The 17,129-nt window shown below is 63.6% G+C and carries 15 protein-coding genes; 3 read left to right on the top strand and 12 right to left on the bottom strand.

Annotated elements, in window-relative coordinates; genetic code table 11:
• From kdpB to QCE88_RS06725, 5 genes are all read right to left on the bottom strand, one after another.
• A complete protein-coding gene (kdpB, locus tag QCE88_RS06745) occupies window positions 1-2,058 on the bottom strand; it encodes a potassium-transporting ATPase subunit KdpB (protein ID WP_309903433.1) in 2,058 nt (685 codons plus the stop codon).
• Between the two features lie 85 nt (window positions 2,059-2,143).
• Window positions 2,144-3,952 (bottom strand): potassium-transporting ATPase subunit KdpA, encoded by a 1,809-nt coding sequence (gene kdpA / locus QCE88_RS06740; protein ID WP_309900333.1) that lies wholly within the window; start codon window positions 3,950-3,952, stop codon window positions 2,144-2,146.
• Window positions 3,949-4,044 (bottom strand): potassium-transporting ATPase subunit F, encoded by a 96-nt coding sequence (locus tag QCE88_RS06735; RefSeq protein ID WP_309807913.1) that lies wholly within the window; start codon window positions 4,042-4,044, stop codon window positions 3,949-3,951. Before QCE88_RS06735 ends, kdpA begins: the two co-directional genes overlap by 4 nt.
• Window positions 4,041-4,148, bottom strand: a complete 108-nt coding sequence (locus tag QCE88_RS06730) for a potassium ABC transporter ATPase (protein ID WP_309900331.1) — start codon at window positions 4,146-4,148, stop codon at window positions 4,041-4,043. The genes QCE88_RS06735 and QCE88_RS06730 overlap by 4 nt, the downstream gene beginning before the upstream one ends.
• A 159-nt stretch (window positions 4,149-4,307) precedes the next feature.
• The gene (locus QCE88_RS06725) at window positions 4,308-4,859 is read right to left on the bottom strand and encodes a glycosyl hydrolase 108 family protein (RefSeq protein ID WP_309900329.1); all 552 of its coding nucleotides are present in this window, start codon (window positions 4,857-4,859) and stop codon (window positions 4,308-4,310) included.
• A 704-nt stretch (window positions 4,860-5,563) separates the two neighbouring features.
• Here QCE88_RS06725 and QCE88_RS06720 point away from each other — a divergent pair.
• On the top strand, window positions 5,564-7,129 hold the full coding sequence (locus tag QCE88_RS06720) for an integrase (RefSeq protein WP_309900327.1): 1,566 nt from the start codon (window positions 5,564-5,566) through the stop codon (window positions 7,127-7,129).
• A gap of 89 nt (window positions 7,130-7,218) precedes the next feature.
• The gene (xth, locus tag QCE88_RS06715) at window positions 7,219-8,001 is read left to right on the top strand and encodes an exodeoxyribonuclease III (RefSeq protein WP_309900325.1); all 783 of its coding nucleotides are present in this window, start codon (window positions 7,219-7,221) and stop codon (window positions 7,999-8,001) included.
• A 22-nt stretch (window positions 8,002-8,023) separates the two neighbouring features.
• Here xth and ntrC read toward each other — a convergent pair whose 3' ends face one another.
• The 3 genes from ntrC to glnA all read right to left on the bottom strand — a co-directional run bounded on the left by ntrC (window position 8,024) and on the right by glnA (window position 12,375).
• Complete coding sequence (gene ntrC / locus QCE88_RS06710; RefSeq protein ID WP_309900323.1) at window positions 8,024-9,517, bottom strand: nitrogen regulation protein NR(I); 1,494 nt, start codon at window positions 9,515-9,517, stop codon at window positions 8,024-8,026.
• Window positions 9,518-9,655: 138 nt separating this feature from the next.
• Complete coding sequence (gene glnL, locus QCE88_RS06705) at window positions 9,656-10,798, bottom strand: nitrogen regulation protein NR(II) (RefSeq protein WP_309900321.1); 1,143 nt, start codon at window positions 10,796-10,798, stop codon at window positions 9,656-9,658.
• A gap of 161 nt (window positions 10,799-10,959) precedes the next feature.
• Window positions 10,960-12,375 (bottom strand): type I glutamate--ammonia ligase, encoded by a 1,416-nt coding sequence (glnA, locus tag QCE88_RS06700; protein ID WP_309900319.1) that lies wholly within the window; start codon window positions 12,373-12,375, stop codon window positions 10,960-10,962.
• A gap of 370 nt (window positions 12,376-12,745) precedes the next feature.
• Between glnA and QCE88_RS06695 the strand changes: the two genes are divergently transcribed.
• Window positions 12,746-13,210 (top strand): rhodanese-like domain-containing protein, encoded by a 465-nt coding sequence (locus QCE88_RS06695; protein WP_309900317.1) that lies wholly within the window; start codon window positions 12,746-12,748, stop codon window positions 13,208-13,210.
• Window positions 13,211-13,625: 415 nt separating this feature from the next.
• Here QCE88_RS06695 and QCE88_RS06690 read toward each other — a convergent pair whose 3' ends face one another.
• From QCE88_RS06690 to QCE88_RS06675, 4 genes are all read right to left on the bottom strand, one after another.
• Window positions 13,626-14,324: a copper homeostasis protein CutC gene (locus QCE88_RS06690; RefSeq protein WP_309900315.1), complete on the bottom strand. Its 699-nt coding sequence runs from the start codon at window positions 14,322-14,324 to the stop codon at window positions 13,626-13,628.
• The gene (locus QCE88_RS06685; RefSeq protein ID WP_309900313.1) at window positions 14,321-15,139 is read right to left on the bottom strand and encodes a molybdopterin-binding protein; all 819 of its coding nucleotides are present in this window, start codon (window positions 15,137-15,139) and stop codon (window positions 14,321-14,323) included. Before QCE88_RS06685 ends, QCE88_RS06690 begins: the two co-directional genes overlap by 4 nt.
• Window positions 15,140-15,158: 19 nt before the next feature.
• On the bottom strand, window positions 15,159-16,019 hold the full coding sequence (locus QCE88_RS06680; protein ID WP_309900311.1) for an EI24 domain-containing protein: 861 nt from the start codon (window positions 16,017-16,019) through the stop codon (window positions 15,159-15,161).
• A gap of 80 nt (window positions 16,020-16,099) precedes the next feature.
• The gene (locus tag QCE88_RS06675; protein ID WP_309900308.1) at window positions 16,100-17,110 is read right to left on the bottom strand and encodes a sterol desaturase family protein; all 1,011 of its coding nucleotides are present in this window, start codon (window positions 17,108-17,110) and stop codon (window positions 16,100-16,102) included.
• Window positions 17,111-17,129 lie beyond the last annotated feature (19 nt).

Here is a 17,129-nt window from a genome sequence, read left to right as displayed (position 1 = left end):
TCAGTGCCAGCCGAGCGCGGTGATCGCCATGTCGATCAGCTTGATGAACGGAAACGGCAACACGATGCCGCCCAGTCCGTACACGAGCAGATTGCGTCGCAACAGCGCGGCCGCACCGAGCGCGCGATACTTCACGCCCTTCAGCGCGAGCGGAATCAGGAACACGATGATCAGCGCGTTGAAGATCACCGCCGACAGGATCGCCGACGACGGCGACGCCAGATGCATCACGTCCAGCACGCGCAACTGCGGATAGGTCGTCGCGAACGCGGCGGGAATGATCGCGAAGTACTTGGCGACGTCGTTGGCAATGGAGAAGGTGGTCAACGAGCCGCGCGTCATCAGCATCTGCTTGCCGATCTCCACGATTTCGATCAGCTTGGTCGGATTGGAGTCGAGATCGACCATGTTGCCGGCTTCCTTCGCCGCCTGGGTGCCGGTGTTCATCGCCACGGCAACGTCGGCCTGCGCGAGCGCGGGGGCGTCGTTGGTGCCGTCGCCGGTCATCGCGACGAGCCGGCCTTGCGCCTGATGCTCGCGAATGATCGTGAGCTTGGCTTCGGGCGTCGCTTCGGCAAGGAAGTCGTCGACGCCCGCTTCGGCCGCGATCGCCGCCGCCGTGAGCCGGTTGTCGCCCGTCACCATCACCGTCTTGATGCCCATCTTGCGCAGTTCCGCAAAGCGCTCGCGAATACCGCCCTTGACGATATCCTTCAACTCGATCGCGCCGAGCGCGCGCGCTTTGCCGTTCACACACTCCGCCACGACGAGCGGCGTGCCGCCGCGCCGCGCGATCTCGTCGACGGCATGCTGCACCTCCTGCGGAAAGCGCCCGCCGCGCGCTTCGACGTACTGTTTCAGCGCCGTCGCCGCGCCCTTGCGAATCTCGCGATTGGGCAAATCGACGCCGCTCATGCGCGTCTGCGCGCTGAACGACAGGAAGTTCGCGTGCAGGGTCGCCATGTCGCGTGCGCGGATGTCGAAACGCTGCTTCGCCAGCACGACGATGCTGCGGCCCTCCGGCGTCTCGTCCGCGAGCGAGGCGAGTTGCGCCGCATCCGCCAGGTCCCGTTCATCGATGCCCGGCGCCGCGCTGAACGAGGCCGCCTGCCGGTTGCCCAGCGTGATCGTGCCGGTCTTGTCGAGCAGCAGCACGTCGACGTCGCCCGCGGCTTCCACCGCGCGCCCCGAGGTCGCGATCACGTTCGCCTGCATCATGCGGCTCATGCCGGCCACGCCGATGGCGGACAGCAGCCCGCCGATGGTCGTCGGAATCAGGCAGACGAGCAGCGCGACCAGCACGGTGATCGTCACCACGTGTCCCTGCCCCGCCGCCTCGACCGCGAACATCGAGAACGGCAGCAGCGTGGCGGTCGCGAACAGCAGCACGAGCGTCAACGCGACCAGCAGGATGGTCAACGCGATTTCGTTCGGCGTCTTGCGCCGCTTCGCGCCTTCGACCATCGCGATCATGCGGTCCAGGAACGCCTCGCCCGGATTCACCGAGACCCGCACCACGATCCAGTCCGACAGCACGCGCGTGCCGCCCGTCACCGACGAGAAATCGCCGCCCGACTCGCGGATCACCGGCGCGGATTCCCCGGTGATGGCGGATTCGTCGACGGACGCAACACCGTCGATCACTTCGCCGTCGGCGGGAATCACGTCGCCGGCCTCGACGAGCACGACATCGTCGCGGCGCAGGTCGGTGGACGTGGTAATGCGGATCGGCGACTTCGGATGCGGCTCGTTGAGCTTCTTCGCCATCACGTTGTGCTTGGCCTGGCGCAACGCGGCCGCCTGCGCCTTCGAGCGGCCTTCGGCCAGCGCTTCGGCGAAGTTCGCGAACAGCACCGTGAACCACAGCCACAGTGCGATGGCCAGGATGAAGCCGGCGGGCGCCTCGGCCTGACCGGCGAGCGCGGCAATCCACAGAATGGTCGCGAGCACACTGCCCACGTAGACGCAGAACATCACCGGATTGCGCAACTGCGTACGTGGCGCGAGCTTCCTGAAGGCGTCGACGACCGCGGGGCGGACGAGCGCCGGATCGAACATCGAGCGTGCCGCCGTGCGCGCCTGGCCGAGATTGCCAGGGAGATGCGCAGACGGTTGTTTATCGTGATTCATGCAGTCCTCGAAATCATTGTCCAGCGATCATGGCGAGATGCTCGACCACTGGTCCCAGCGCGAGCGCGGGCACGTAGGTGAGCGCGCCGACCAGCAGCAGCGTGCCGAGCAGCAACACGACGAACAGCGGTCCGTGAGTGGGCAAGGTGCCGGCGTTGGCGGCGAGACGCTTCTTCGCGGCCAGCGAGCCGGCGATCGCGAGAATGGGCACGATGGTGCCGAAGCGGCCGAACCACATCGCGACAGCGAGCATCTGGTTATAGAACGGCGTGTTGACCGAGAGGCCCGCGAACGCGCTGCCGTTGTTGTTGGCGGCGGAGCTGAACGCGTAGAGGATCTCGGAGAAACCGTGCGCGCCCGGGTTGGCTATCCCTGCCTTGCCCGCCGAGGCCAGCACGGCCACCGAGGTGCCCGCCAGGACCAGCATCGGCGTGAGCAGGATCACGATGGAAACCATCTTCATGTCGAAGGCCTCGATCTTCTTGCCGACGTATTCGGGCGTGCGGCCGATCATCAGCCCCGCGACGAACACCGCCAGCAGCGCGAACGCGAGCATGCCGTAGAGACCCGAGCCGACGCCGCCGAAGATCACTTCGCCGAGCTGGATCAGCAGCATCGGCACGAGACCGCCGAGCGGCGTCAGCGAGTCATGCATGGTGTTCACGGCGCCGCATGAGGCGGCCGTGGTCACCACGGTGAAGAGACCGGATTGCGCGATGCCGAAGCGCGTCTCCTTGCCCTCCATGTTGCCGCCCGGCTGCAACGCCGAGGCCTGGGCGTCCACATGCAGCGTCGTGACGAGCGGATTGCCCGCCTGCTCCGCCGAGATCTCGCCGACGCAGGCCACCGCGAGCGCGATGGTCATGGCCGCGAGCACCGCGTGACCCTGGCGTCCGTCGCCAACCATGCGTCCGAAGGTCACGCACAGCGCGGCCGGAATCAGCAGGATCGCGAGCATCTGCAGGAAGTTCGAGAACGGCGTCGGGTTCTCGTACGGATGCGCCGAGTTGGCGTTGAAGAAGCCGCCGCCGTTGGTGCCGAGCATCTTGATGGATTCCTGCGAGGCCACCGGGCCCATCGCCAGCGTCTGCGTGCGGGCGTGCTGGTCCTGCATCTCGGGCTTGCCCTGCGCGTCCTTCATTGCGTTGCCTTGCGCATCGAGGCGCGGCGCCTGATACGTCGTGACCTGGAGCGTGGGCACATCGGCATATGGCTTGAAGTTCTGGATCACGCCCTGGCTCACGAACACCAGCGCGAACACGACGGCGAGCGGCATCAGCACGTAGAGCGTCGCGCGTGTCAGGTCGACCCAGAAGTTGCCGATGGTCTGCGCGCCGTGGCGCTTGAAGCCGCGCACCAGCGCAATCACCACCGCGATGCCGGTTGCCGCCGAGAGAAAGTTCTGCACGGTCAGGCCCAGCATCTGTGCGAGATAGCCGAGCGTGCTTTCGCCGCCGTAGTCCTGCCAGTTGGTGTTGGCGACGAAGCTGACGGCGGTGTTGAACGCGGCATCGGGCGTCATGCCGGCCATGCCCTGCGGATTGAGCGGCAGCACCGCTTGCAGACGCAGGATCGCGTACAGCACCAGCGCCCCCAGCCCGTTGAAGAGCAGCACGGCGAGCGCATAGTGCTTCCACGACATCTCCGCTTCGGGATCGACGCCTGCGAGACGGTACAGCAGTTGCTCGACAGGCCGTCCGATTCTGCGCACGACCAGCGACGTGCCCTCGAACACATTCGACATATAACGCCCGAGCGGCAGCGCGAGCGCGATCAGCACGGCGATGAACAGTGCCGTCTGCATGAGATTGCTGGCGTTCATTCGAGCTCCTCCGCACGCAACAGGGCGTACACGAGGTAGACGAGCAAAAGCAGCGTGGCGGCCGAGGCCAGCGCGATCATCCAGCCGTTCATGGGCGGCCTCCCGGCGGATGGCGGCGCAACTGCTCGCAGCCGCCCGCGAGCGCCATGCAGAGTCCGAGGAACAGGACGATGCCGGCGAGGTAAAACAGGTCCATTGTGTGGTTCTCCCCTTGTTCGATCAGTGCGATCAGTCCGATCAGTCCGATCAGTCCGATCACGACAAGGGGAGATTAGGGAAAGCCGCGTAAAGGGCGCGACAAGAGTGAGCGACGACGTATAAAAATCGCGTAAACGAGGCGCTCCGTGTTGTCCGCCTATCCCGCGATGCTGAACGCCCGGTTCAACTGCCAGCCGTACTCGAAGCTCTCCTGCGACGGGTCGTCCTCCGCGATCTCCACATACCGCACCGACTGCTGGGCGGCGATCATGCCGAGCAACACGCGCCGTCCGTCGTCGCCGCGCTGATCGATGAAGGACTGCATCGCGGACAGCGTCATCGGGCCGATGAGTCCGTCAGCGGAGATATCGTCGTAGGAGGACGCCTGGTCGTTCAGCACGTTGAGCGCGCGTTGCAGGAACCGGACGCCGGTGGCGGGCCCCATGTTGACTCCGATGTCGAACAGCTTGCCGGCGATGTCCTCGTCGATCGCATTCACCTCGTCGAAGCGCGGTTCCTCCCAATAGCATTGGAGGTAGATGTCGATGGCCGTGTCGCGCGGCATCTCGTCCATCGGGCCGGTATAGCCGTACGCGCGAGCGGTGGTTTCGGTGATGCCCCACATGGTTTCGCCGCCCGCGTCGTCGGTATGATTCGAATAGCCGCCTTCGAGGCCAATGGTTTCTTCGATGAGGTCGATCGGATTCATTTGAACAAGGATGCGCGTGAGTGTGGAAGACGGGCGCGAGCCTTCCTTGCGACGGTCGGTCGCGTTCGTCCGGGTCGGTAGGATCGCCAACGATTTCGCTGGCTCGATGGGTTCGTGTTCGCCTGATCGAGCCGCATGGCCGCAGTGTGAGTCGAGCGTCACACGCAAGGCGATGCGGAGCCAGTATCAGCGAGTTCGGGAAGAACTTCGCGCCCGTGCGGGGCAAGAATCGCCCGTGTGGAGTGAAATGTGGCCTTGGCGAGGAGCATCGAGCGGCATGGCTTCGGAACATGCAACGCGCGGCACGGACCACACAGCGCAAGGCGCGTTTATCACGGCGAGCGTGGATAATTTCGTAAAATGCCGGGCTGTGTCACACCGCTTTTTTGGACACCGGCGTGAGCGCTTTGGGCCGGCCTCATTTCCTCGTGAAGATGACTACTCGAGAACATGATTGTTATACGAGATGGTCCCGCTGATGCCATAAACGTGGCTGGAAGCCATGTGTCTCAAGGCGCCCTATCTCAGCGATCCGAAGACGATTCAGGCAGTCGAAAAAAAACCCCGCCAATGGCGGGGCTTTCAACAACTGGGGGCTTGAGCCGTTCGAGTTAAACAATCTATGATTGTCGCTTTCGATTGGGTCGCGCCCCACTAGACTGTAGATCAACACTTCTGCTGACCGGACCGTCATCGTAATTCGCATGCTCAACCTTGTCAATCCAGCTCAGCAGATCGCATTTGCACGCTTGCACGAGTTCTTCTCCGAACAAAAACGCTGGTACCGGTCACTTTGGGGAATCGGCACCGTGCTCGCCATGGACGAACTGTTCGAAGCATGCACGGTCATGAAACAGGGGCATCTGAGCGAAGGATCGGTCAAGCGCATCGCCTCGTCACTGCAGAAACGCGTCGGCACACATCCGGCCTTCTCTCCTGCCGAAAAGCAGCTTCTCGTTGAGCAGGTTCGGCAGGTCCCACGGCCGGAGGGCGTTGCTCATTTCACCATCCGCGAGCTGTGCCAGCGCGTGTCCTCGAATTATTTGTCCCGCTGGGCAGACGCGATCGCAAGAGGTGACTTTCGGCCCGAACACTTCGCCCGTCACGTCGGCGCCCATTTGCTCGATGCCGGCTTCTCCGCTCAATTTCTGCACGACTGGATTGCAGACCGACGTGACTCATCTCAACTCATCACGCTTGCAGAGCTTGCCGAAGAACTTCAGGGCTTGATCCAATCGAACCCGCCGCGCGCGTTCGAAGTGTTGATCGCCGTTAAGAGCATGCCGAAGTTGAATGAAGTCGCAAACACGCGATGGTTAAGAGCGGCCGCGGTCACCGAATGGCTGAGACAGCATGGTTTCGACACGACCGGCGTGCGAGCAGCCGCAGCGATGACCATTACGGTGACGGCCAGAGATGAAATCGGCGCAGCAAACGCCGCCCGCAATGAGTCCGACCGGTATTCGGCTCGAGCTCTGCTGGCCACCGGCGAGCCACTCCACCTCCTGCCGAATGTCTGGGTGAGCGGTAGCACCGTGGAGTTCTCCACGAAAGCCAATTCGCGCGGCGTCGCGGTGAGCGAGTTGTTTCGAAGCGATCGCATCTTTGCCACCGATGGAAGCCAGGACGTTGACGCTGCACTGGAACTGCTTGCGCACCTCGAAGACAGTTCGCCGCCTGCCGCGATCGCGGGAGGCTGGGGGGCGATCGAAGGCCTGCTTGCCGATCCCAACGACAGGGCTTCGGCGGCGGACAATCTGGCGACGCTCGTCACCTGCTCTTTTCCGCGCGCGGAGCTTACGTCACTATCTCGACGTGCAGAACGAATTTTTCCCGCCGAGTGTGCAGAACTGGCCGGCATCGAGGCAAACCGCGAACGGTCGCGCGTGCTGGCCAGAATGATCGTTGAAGACCGCATGCCCGTGATGCCCTCCGTCGCGGATCAAGCAGCCGTTGCGCGGATGAGAAAGTTGCTGCTGAACCCGCATCCGGAATTGCAGACGATCAAGGAACTGATCGCGGAATCGTTTCATCGCTTGTACCGGCAACGCAACCTCATCCTCCACGGCGGCCGTCTGGACAGTGTTGCCCTGCACGCGAGCCTGCGCACGGTCGCCAAGCTCGCTGGAGCAGGCATGGACCGGATTACCCACGGTCATTACGAGCAGGGACTCAGGCCGCTCGAACTTGTCGCCAAGGCGAATATGGCCCTCGCGGTCATCGATAAAGCTGCGCCGCTCGGATGTGTCGACTTGCTCGAAGCGACGTGATACGGATCCGGGCCGACTACACATCCATCCTCACATTGCTGGACCAGTAAAATGTCACACCGCCCAAGCATCAACATTCTGGACATCTCGTGAAGATAGCTACCTGGAACGTCAACTCCCTCAAAGTCCGCCAGCAGCACGTCATCGACTGGCTCGCGCAATCGGGCGTCGACGTGCTGTGCCTGCAGGAACTGAAAATGCCCGACGAGAAGTTTCCGCGCGCGGAGCTCGAAGCCGCCGGCTACAAAAGCTGGTTCGCGGGACAGAAGACCTACAACGGCGTCGGCATCCTGGTGCGCGCCGAGGCGAACTTCGACGTGGACGAGATCAGCGTCGTGCGCAACATTCCCGGCTTCGAGGATTTGCAGCAGCGCGTGATCGCCGCGACCATCGACGGCGTGCGCATCATCTCGGCGTATTTCCCGAACGGCCAGGCGCCCGGCACCGAAAAGTTCGCCTACAAGATGCGCTGGCTCGAAGCGCTGCGCGAATGGCTGCGTGAAGACCTGGCCCGGCACCCGAAACTCGCCCTCCTCGGCGACTACAACATCGCCCCCGACGACCGCGACGTGCACGACCCGAAAGCCTGGGAAGGCCAGAATCTGGTGTCGCCGGAAGAGCGCGCGCATTTCACGCAACTGCTCGAACTCGGCCTCACCGATGCCTTCCGCCAGTTCGAACAGCCGGACAAGCTCTTTACGTGGTGGGACTACAGGATGATGGCGTTCCGGCGCAACGCGGGGCTGCGCATCGACCACATTTTGTTGTCGAAGGAACTGGCCGCGACCTGCACCGCGTGCGAAGTCGACAAGGTGCCGCGCAAGTGGGACCAGCCGTCGGACCACGCGCCCGTAATCGCGACGCTCGGCTGATCCCGTCTCGCGGGCATAGGCATCACGCGTCCAGGTGCAGTTCCTGGATCTTGCGCGTGATCGTATTGCGTCCGATGCCCAGGCGCTCGGCGGCTTCCACCTTGCGGCCGCGCGTGAAGTCGAGCGCCTCGCGAATCACGGCGGCCTCGAAACGGCGGGCGAGTTCGTCCATCACATCGGCGGAATTCTCGCGCAACAGCCGCGCGACTTCGGTCCGCAAGCCGTTCTCCCACACACTCGCCGCCACCCCGGCCGCCAGCGGCGCCGCAGTGGCCGGCGCACCCGCGCCGTTCTGCATGAGGGGCGCCGTGGCCACCGCGCCGTCGGTCGAGACCGCGATGGCCTCGGCCGCATAATCCTGACGCGGCGTGAGATCCGGCGGCAGATCCTTCTGCTCGATCACCTGCGCGGGCGCCATCACCGTGAGCCAGTTGCACAGGTTTTCCAGCTGCCGCACGTTGCCCGGGAACGGCAGCGACGCGAGATACGCCAACGCCTCGTCCGACACCCGCTTCGGCTCCACGCCGAGATCGCGCGCGCTCTTCTGCAGGAAATGCCGCGCGAGCAAGGGAATGTCCTCGCTGCGTTCGCGCAACGCTGGCAGCCGCAGCCGGATCACGTTCAGCCGGTGATACAAGTCCTCACGGAACAAGCCTTGCCGCACGCGTGCATCGAGATTCTGGTGCGTCGCCGCGATCACCCGCACGTTGGCCTTCAACGGGTTGTGCCCGCCCACGCGATAGAACTGCCCGTCCGACAGCACGCGCAACAGACGCGTCTGCAAGTCGAACGGCATGTCGCCGATTTCGTCGAGAAACAAGGTGCCGTTCTCGGCCTGTTCGAAGCGGCCCTGGCGCATCGCCTGCGCGCCGGTGAACGCGCCGCGCTCGTGGCCGAACAGTTCGGATTCCAGCAGATCCTTCGGAATCGCCGCCGTGTTGAGCGCGATGAACGGCCCGCTCGCGCGTGGGCTATGTCGGTGCAAGGCGCGCGCGACAAGCTCCTTTCCGGTGCCTGATTCGCCCGTGATGAGCACGGTCGCCGCCGAGTGCGACAACCGGCCGATCGCGCGGAACATGTCCTGCATCGCGGGCGCCTGGCCGAGCATCTCGGGCGTTTCCGTCACGCGCTCGTCATAGGCCGCTTCGCCCCGCATGCTTTCGTCCACCGCGCGGCGAATCAGCTCGACCGCCTTGTCCACGTCGAACGGCTTGGCGAGATATTCGAAGGCACCGCCCTGGAATGCCGCCACGGCGCTGTCGAGATCCGAGAACGCCGTCATGATGATGACCGGCAAACCCGGCAGACGGTCGCGCACGGTCTGCAACAATTCGAGCCCCGAGCCACCCGGCATGCGGATGTCGGACACGAGCACCTGAGGGCTGTCCTGTTCGAGCGCGGCGAGCGCGTCGCGCACGCCGGAGAAACTGCGCGTCGCGAAATTCTCGCGGGCCAGCGCTTTTTCCAGCACCCAGCGGATGGATTGGTCGTCGTCTACTATCCAGATCGGCTTCATATCGTTCGGCGAGAAGTCTTCGTATGGTTCGGTGTGAGCCCGTCGAAACGGTGCGGCTTCAAAGCGTGATGCGGACGCGGCCTGGTTTGAGAGCGGCCTGTGACGTGATGGCGCGTAGTGGTGATGGTCAACCCGATTTCAGCTCCCGAATGGCAACAGGATGATGAACTCGGTGCAGCCCGGTTTGCTCTCCACTTCGATCAGCCCGTCGTGCTGCTGCACGAACGACTGCGCGAGCGTGAGTCCCAGGCCGCTGCCGTCTTCCCTGCCCGACACGAGCGGAAAGAAGATCCGGTCGCGAATCTCGCTGGGGATTCCAGGACCGTTGTCAGTGATATGCAAGTCCAGTGCCAGTTTGTGCAGCTTCTTGCCAATCGTCACCTTGCGGGCGATGCGCGTACGCAACTCGATCTTTGCATCGCCTTGTGAAATACGTTCGCGCAACGCCTCGGCCGCATTGCGCACGATGTTGAGCAACGCCTGGATCAGTTGCTCCTTGTCGCCGCGCAGGTCGGGCACGCTGACGTCGTAGTCGCGTTCGATCGTGAGCCCGCGCGGGAACTCGGCGAGGATCACCGCACGCACGCGCTCGCATACTTCGTGGATGTTCACGTCGCCGACGATATGCGGATGCCGGTGCGGCTCCAGCAGTCGATCGACCAGCGTCTGCAGCCGGTCCGATTCCTTGATGATGACCTGCGTGTATTCGCGCAGTTCATCGCGTTCGAGCGCGCCCAGTTCGAACTCGAGCAATTGCGCCGCGCCCCGGATGCCGCCGAGCGGATTCTTGATCTCGTGCGCCAGATTGCGGATCAGCTGCTTGTTGACCGCGGTCAGGTCGTGGATGCGTTCTTCGCGATCGGTGCGCAGGTGGCGCTCGTTCTCGAAGAGTTCGAGCAGCACGTAGTCGCTGGCTGCTTCGAGATAGCCGACGATCGCATGCACGTGCACCGGCTCGCGGTTCGGGCGGTCGAGCACGGCGTCGAGGCGCGTGGCGTTGAAACGGTTCTCCGCGATCGACGTGATCGTGCCCGCGAGCTCCTCGGCGTTCGCGAACAGCTCGGTCCAGTTCATCTGCGTCAGCTGCTTGCGCGACAGTTCCAGCATCGCTTCCGCCGACGGATTCGCGTAGGCAATGCGCACCTGACGCATGTCCAGCACGAGCACGGTCGTCGGGAGCGCCTCGAAACCGGCCAGCAAACCGCTGCTGGCGAGCTGGGCGTCGTCGGAGAGCGCGTCGGCGTGGCCACGGCGCGCCTTGATCAGATTCTTGAGCACCATCGGGCAATGATTGAGGCCGTTCGTGAAACCGATCTTCTTGTTGGATTTCGGGAAACCGCGACGATGAAAAAAGGGACGGCGCGCCGTCCCTTTGTGTCACCGCTTCACATGTGCCGCGCGCTTCGCCAAACATCCTGGGAAGAAGCGCGCCGCCGTCATGCTTACAGCGAGTAGTACATCTCGAACTCGATCGGATGCACCGACTGACGATAACGCTGCAACTCCTGCGTCTTCAGTTCGATGTACGCGTCGAGCATCGAATCCGTGAACACGCCGCCGCGCGTCAGGAACTCGCGATCTGCGTCGAGCGCGTCGAGAGCCTGGTCGAGGCCGGCGCACACGGTCGGGATCTTCTTGTCTTCTTCCGGCGGCAGGTCGTACAGATTCTTGTCCGCGGCTTCGCCCGGATGAATCTTGTTCTGCACGCCGTCGAGACCCGCCATCATCAGTGCCGAGAAGCACAGGTACGGATTCGCGAGCGGATCCGGGAAGCGCGTTTCGATGCGACGGCCCTTCGGGTTGCTCACGTGCGGAATACGGATCGATGCCGAACGGTTGCGAGCCGAGTAAGCCAGCTTGACCGGCGCTTCGAAGTGCGGCACGAGACGCTTGTACGAGTTCGTACCCGGGTTCGTGATCGCGTTCAGCGCGCGGGCGTGCTTGATGATGCCGCCGATGTAGAACAGCGCGAATTCCGACAGACCGGCATAGCCATTGCCCGCGAACAGATTCTGGCCGTCCTTCCAGATCGACTGGTGAACGTGCATGCCCGAGCCGTTATCGCCGACGATCGGCTTCGGCATGAAGGTCGCCGTCTTGCCGTACGTGTGCGCGACGTTGTGGATGATGTACTTCATCTGCTGCAGCCAGTCCGCGCGCTGCACGAGCGTCGAGAACTTGGTGCCGATTTCGTTCTGGCCCTGGCCCGCCACTTCGTGGTGGTGCACTTCGACCGGAATGCCGATCTGCTCGAGCAGCAGACACATTTCCGAGCGGATGTCCTGGAACGTGTCGACCGGGGCGACCGGGAAGTAACCGCCCTTGGTGCCCGGACGGTGGCCGGTGTTGCCGCCTTCGAATTCCTTGGCCGACGACCACGGTGCTTCTTCCGAGCCGATCTTGACGAAGGTGCCCGACTGGTCCGTGTTCCACTGGACGCTATCGAAGATGAAGAATTCCGGTTCCGGACCGAAGTAGGCGGTGTCGCCCAGGCCCGAGCTCTTGAGATAGGCTTCCGCGCGCTTCGCGAGCGAACGCGGGTCGCGCTCGTAGCCCTTGCCGTCGGCGGGTTCGACGACGTCGCAGCTCAGCACGAGCGTCGCTTCTTCGAAGAACGGGTCGATGAAGGCGGTGTTCGCGTCCGGCACGAGCAGCATGTCCGATGCCTCGATGCCCTTCCAGCCGGCGATGGACGAACCGTCGAAAGCGTGGCCGCTTTCAAATTTGTCTTCGTCGAAAGCCGAGACCGGCACGGAAACGTGCTGTTCTTTGCCGCGCGTGTCGGTGAAACGGAAGTCGACGAACTTGACGTCCTCGTCCTTGACGAGTTGCATGACGTCGGCCACGGATTTACTCATTACCTATCTCCTGATTAACAAAAGTCGGCGAATCGCTCCGCCGCCCCGACCAATCCTGTACATCAATTCAATCGAGGATGAAAAAGCAGCTTCCGTGCCAAGCGCACCAACATTGCGCTAAGCGCCTGAAGCAGCGCGCATTTTTAGTGAGACGGCCGAGGGATTCGCGATCATCTCCTAGCCATTCCCGATTCTGCACGCACACAATTGGTGCGTCTTCCTGTGAACACTCTCAAATATGCTCGGATCTGGTGCGTTCGCACTGAAATGCACCAACATGGAACATTTCCAGCGACGTCGCCAATACTGCCGGCAATCTCGCTGCGTTCGCTAGAATCATTCTTTGCGTTTCACCGGAGACAAACACGCCATGAGCACGCTGGAACAACTCTTTGATCAGGCGGGACGCCGCGCCGCCGACAACCAACTGACCTACGCCGGCGCCTTCTCGCCCGCCGAGGCATTCGAACTGCTGCAACTCGATCCGGCCGTGCGACTCGTCGACGTCCGCACCCGCGCCGAACTTGACTGGGTGGGCCGGCCGGCCATCGATGGCGCACAGTACGCGCATATCGAATGGATCCGCTACCCCGGCTCGGTGCCGAACGCTGAGTTTATCGAACAATTGCGACAGGTCGCCACCCCGGATACGACCGTGATTTTTCTGTGCCGCAGCGCGGCGCGTTCCAAGCTGGCCGCCGTGGCCGCGCAGAAACAGGGGTTTGCGAAGGCCTATGACCTGCTGGAAGGCTTCGAGGGCGACAAGGATGCGAACGGGCATCGGAAGACATCGGGCGGGTGGTGCTTCCGGGGCTTGCCGTGGATCGGGGCTTGAGTTTTTCAGAAAAATCGCTGTCTTCATCTGAGCGCATTTCAGGAAAATTGAATGCAACGGCTTCTCGCGTGCTGAATGCATGGCGATGACTGTGGAACGAGACCTGCCCGGTGAGATGTCCCGGGCACTTCGGATCCGAGCGACCAGACGGAGGCGCAACCCGAAAGCAGTGGTAATTTTCGAACACGCCGTCATCTTTGAACAACGAGTAAAGCTCGGGCCCTTGCTTGCCAATACCGGGCGCGAGGTTCGACCGGACGATGAAGCGTTCGCGACGCTGGATGGCATTCGTGATCGGTCGCTTGCCAAGCCTGTGAGCGTTGCATGACCTGTTCGTGTCAGGACCCTTGCGTGGGCATTCAGAGACGCGGGGCATCGAGCGAAACAACGCACCGTCGCTTGAAACGCGCCGCACTCAGGAAACAATCCCGTCCAGTAACGTTCGCACGCGCCTGACCCTGGCTTCATCGACCGGCGCCAATGCCTGTCCCCCAACGCGCACGCCCGAACCCAGATGCACCGCGCGCACGCCCGTCGATGCCACGAAGCGCGCCACAGTCTCCACACCGAGACCCGCGCCCGCCAGCACCGTACAGTGCGATCCGGCCGCCATGCCGACCAGTCGCGTGATCGTCTCCGCGGCATCGAGCACCGATGCCTTGCCGCCCGACGTCAGCACGTTCGTGACCCTATCGAATGCCGAGAGGGTTTCAAAAGCCGCGACCAGATCGCGTGCTTCGTCGAACGCGCGGTGAAACGTCAGCGGCAGATCTCCCGCCGCCTCCACCACGCGCGTCAGCCCTTCCGTATCGATGGCGCCGTCCGCGCGCAGCATCCCGACCACCAGCGCATGCGCGCCCGTTTTCGCGATCGCGCGCGCCTCGCGCAGGATCACCGTGACATCGTCGGCGTCGTAGACGAACGAGCGGCTGTGCGGCCGCACCATCACGTTCACCGGAATCGCCACCGCCTCAACGATCGCCTCCACCAGCCCGATTCCCGGCGTCAGGCCACCCTCGCCCATCGCCGTGACCAGTTCGAGCCGGTCCGCGCCGCCGCGCTCGGCGGCGCGCGCATCGGCCACCGTCGTCGCGATGACTTCCAGCACCGTCATTTCGCCGGCTCCGGCGGCACTTCCACGATTTCACCGCCCAGCGCCTTCACGCCCTCGCGCAGCACTTCGAACGCCGCATTCGCCTGTTGCGGATCGCCCTTCACGCCCAGATCGATGTGCGAGCGCGCGTACAGCGCCCCGCGCGCCGCGTCGCCGACGCTCGGCAGGCTGAACGCGCGCACGCCCTCGAAGTCGCGTTCGATCGCCACCATCAGCGGCGTGATGCGCGACTCCGGCAGCCCGAACACCAGCAGCGAGCGCTCGACATGCGGCACCGCGTGATGCAGGTGAGCGTACCGGTGGTCGAGCACCCATTCGATCATCGGCCAGGCCATGACTGGAAAGCCCGGCACGAAGTGATGATCGCCGACCGAAAAGCCCGGAATCTTGTTGTAGCTGTTCGGGATGATCGCCGCGCCCTGCGGAAACGTGCCCATGTTCAGGCGATGCAGGTTCTCGGGCGAATCCAGCTCGACCGGCTTGCCGGCCTGTTCAGCCGTATCGCGGATGCGCGCGCGGATCAGCTCCGCCGCCTCCGGTTGCAGTTCGAGCGGACGCCCGAGCGCGTCGGCCGCGCACTGGCGGGTGTGATCGTCGGGGGTCGCGCCGATGCCGCCCGTCGAAAACACGATGTCGCCGGACGCGAAGGTGCGCTTGAGCGTCGCCGTAATGCGCGCCGGGTCGTCGCCGACGTATTCCGCCCAGTCCAGCGACAGCCCGCGCGCGCCCAGCAATTCGATGATTTTCGGCAGATGCTTGTCGGTGCGCCGCCCCGACAGGATTTCATCGCCGATGATGATGACGCCAATGCCCATGGGAACCCCCTTTATCGCCTCATTGTTCCTTGACGGAAACTTCACGGGACTCGACCGTGATCGCCGGATACTGCGGCTCCCCGGCGCGCAGGCGTTCCAGCGCATGCAGGCAGTAGTGCGCGAACCACAGCGCCGAGAACACCAGAATGAATGCATACGCCCAGATCGTCACGACCGCGACCACCGGGAACAGCGGCAGCAGCCAGACGGACCAGGCCCAGAGCATCGTCGGGACGGAACTGAACAGGCCGCTCACGATGCCGATCGCCAGCAGCGGCCAGCGCCCGTCCTGCACGATCGCGCGGCGTTCCTCGACGCTCGCGTGCAGCGCGAGCGCGTCGTAGGTCATCACGCGATAGGTCAGCCAGCCCCACAGCAGCGGCGGAATCAACGCGAAGAACGGCGGGATCAGCCACAGCGGCAACGTAACGACCAGCAACACGAGACAAACAACGGTGGTCACCACCGAATGCCCTAGGCTGCCGTACCACGAGCCGCCGCGCCGCTCTTCCAGCGACGCGTAATGGCCGCGCGGCCGGCGCGTGAGCAGTTTGACGACGCCCGGCATCGAGAGCGTCGCGATCAGCAGCAACACGGTCACGACGATCAGCGGAATCGTCATGATGACGACGAGGAACGGCGCGATGACCGCATGCAGCGACGAGAAACCGACCGCATCGAACAGCCGGTACATCGCGGAGGTGAGCGCCCAGCCTTCGAGCCAGCCGTTGGCGGCGCCGGTGAGCGTCTGCCAGAAGAACCACAGCAGGCCGCCCCACACCACCGTCGCGACGCCGAAAGGCATCAGCGTGAGCCACAGCATGCGCGGATGGAAGACGTTCGCCACCGCGCGCACGAACGAACGCAGCAAGTCATTCATGCGTGATCGTCAGGAAAAAGAGGAAACGACAGGATAAACCAGCGCCGCACGCGGGCGCTGGTCTGGGAGAGGCGGAAAGGTCAGATCGTGGCGGAATCGGACGTGCGGGCGCGGCGGTTCGAAAGACGCGCGCCGATGCGCCTGAACGCGAGCCAGTGCTGTTCGAAGAAACCGTCGCCGTAATGCACGGGCATCACGCCCGGCGCGCCGAGCTGGTCGCGGATGCCGGTCGGTTCGACGGTGCGGTCGAACGAGGCCGAGCGGAACAGGATGTCCCAGAACGAGAACAGCACGCCGAAATTGCAGCCATACGTGGTGCCTTCGTGGCCGAAGCCGATCGCGTGATGACGCCGATGAAACGCCGGGCTGACGACGATGCGCTCGCCGAGCCAGCCGAAATGCATGCGGATGTTGGCGTGCTGCACGCTTTGCATGAAATTGGTGATGGCGACGAGCACGACGAACTGCGACGGCTCCACGCCAATGACGAGCGCAACCAATGCGAAGACGCTGGCTTGCAGGATGTCGTCGAGCAGATGGTTGCGATCGTCGCTCCACAGCGACATCTTCTGCTGGCTGTGATGCACCGCATGCAGTTCCCACCAGATGCCGATGCGATGCTCAAGCCGGTGATACCAATAGCCGGCGAAGTCGAGGATCAGCAAATAGATGACGAAGGTAACGAGCGGCTGCGTGGTGACGCCGGGCCACAGATTGTCGATCTCGAGATTGGGCACGCCGTTCAGGCGCAGCCAGCTTTGCATCGAGTCGAAGATCGGCTGGAAGGTGAAGAAGAAGAACAGGTTGAGGATGCCCAGCTTGACGATCCACGTGTACAGCACGTCCACACGCACGCCCTTGCGGTCTTGCCAGTTCTCCGCCGGACGGAAGGCTTCGAGCGGACGCAGGACCGCGTACATCGCGAGCACTTCCAGCACGCCGACGATCACCCAGTACAGCGCATCGTAGGTGTCTTCGTCGTAGTCCATCATGCCGATCTTGAACAGCACCGGCTGGACCACGTCGACATACAGCAGCGTCTGCAGCGTGGAAACGAAGGTATCTAGCAGCGAAACGATGGAATGAAACATGATGCTCCGTGGTGCTGGC

This window comes from Caballeronia sp. LZ035 (assembly GCF_031451175.1).
GTDB lineage: Bacteria > Pseudomonadota > Gammaproteobacteria > Burkholderiales > Burkholderiaceae > Caballeronia.
This window is presented reverse-complemented; position numbering and strand designations above follow the sequence as displayed.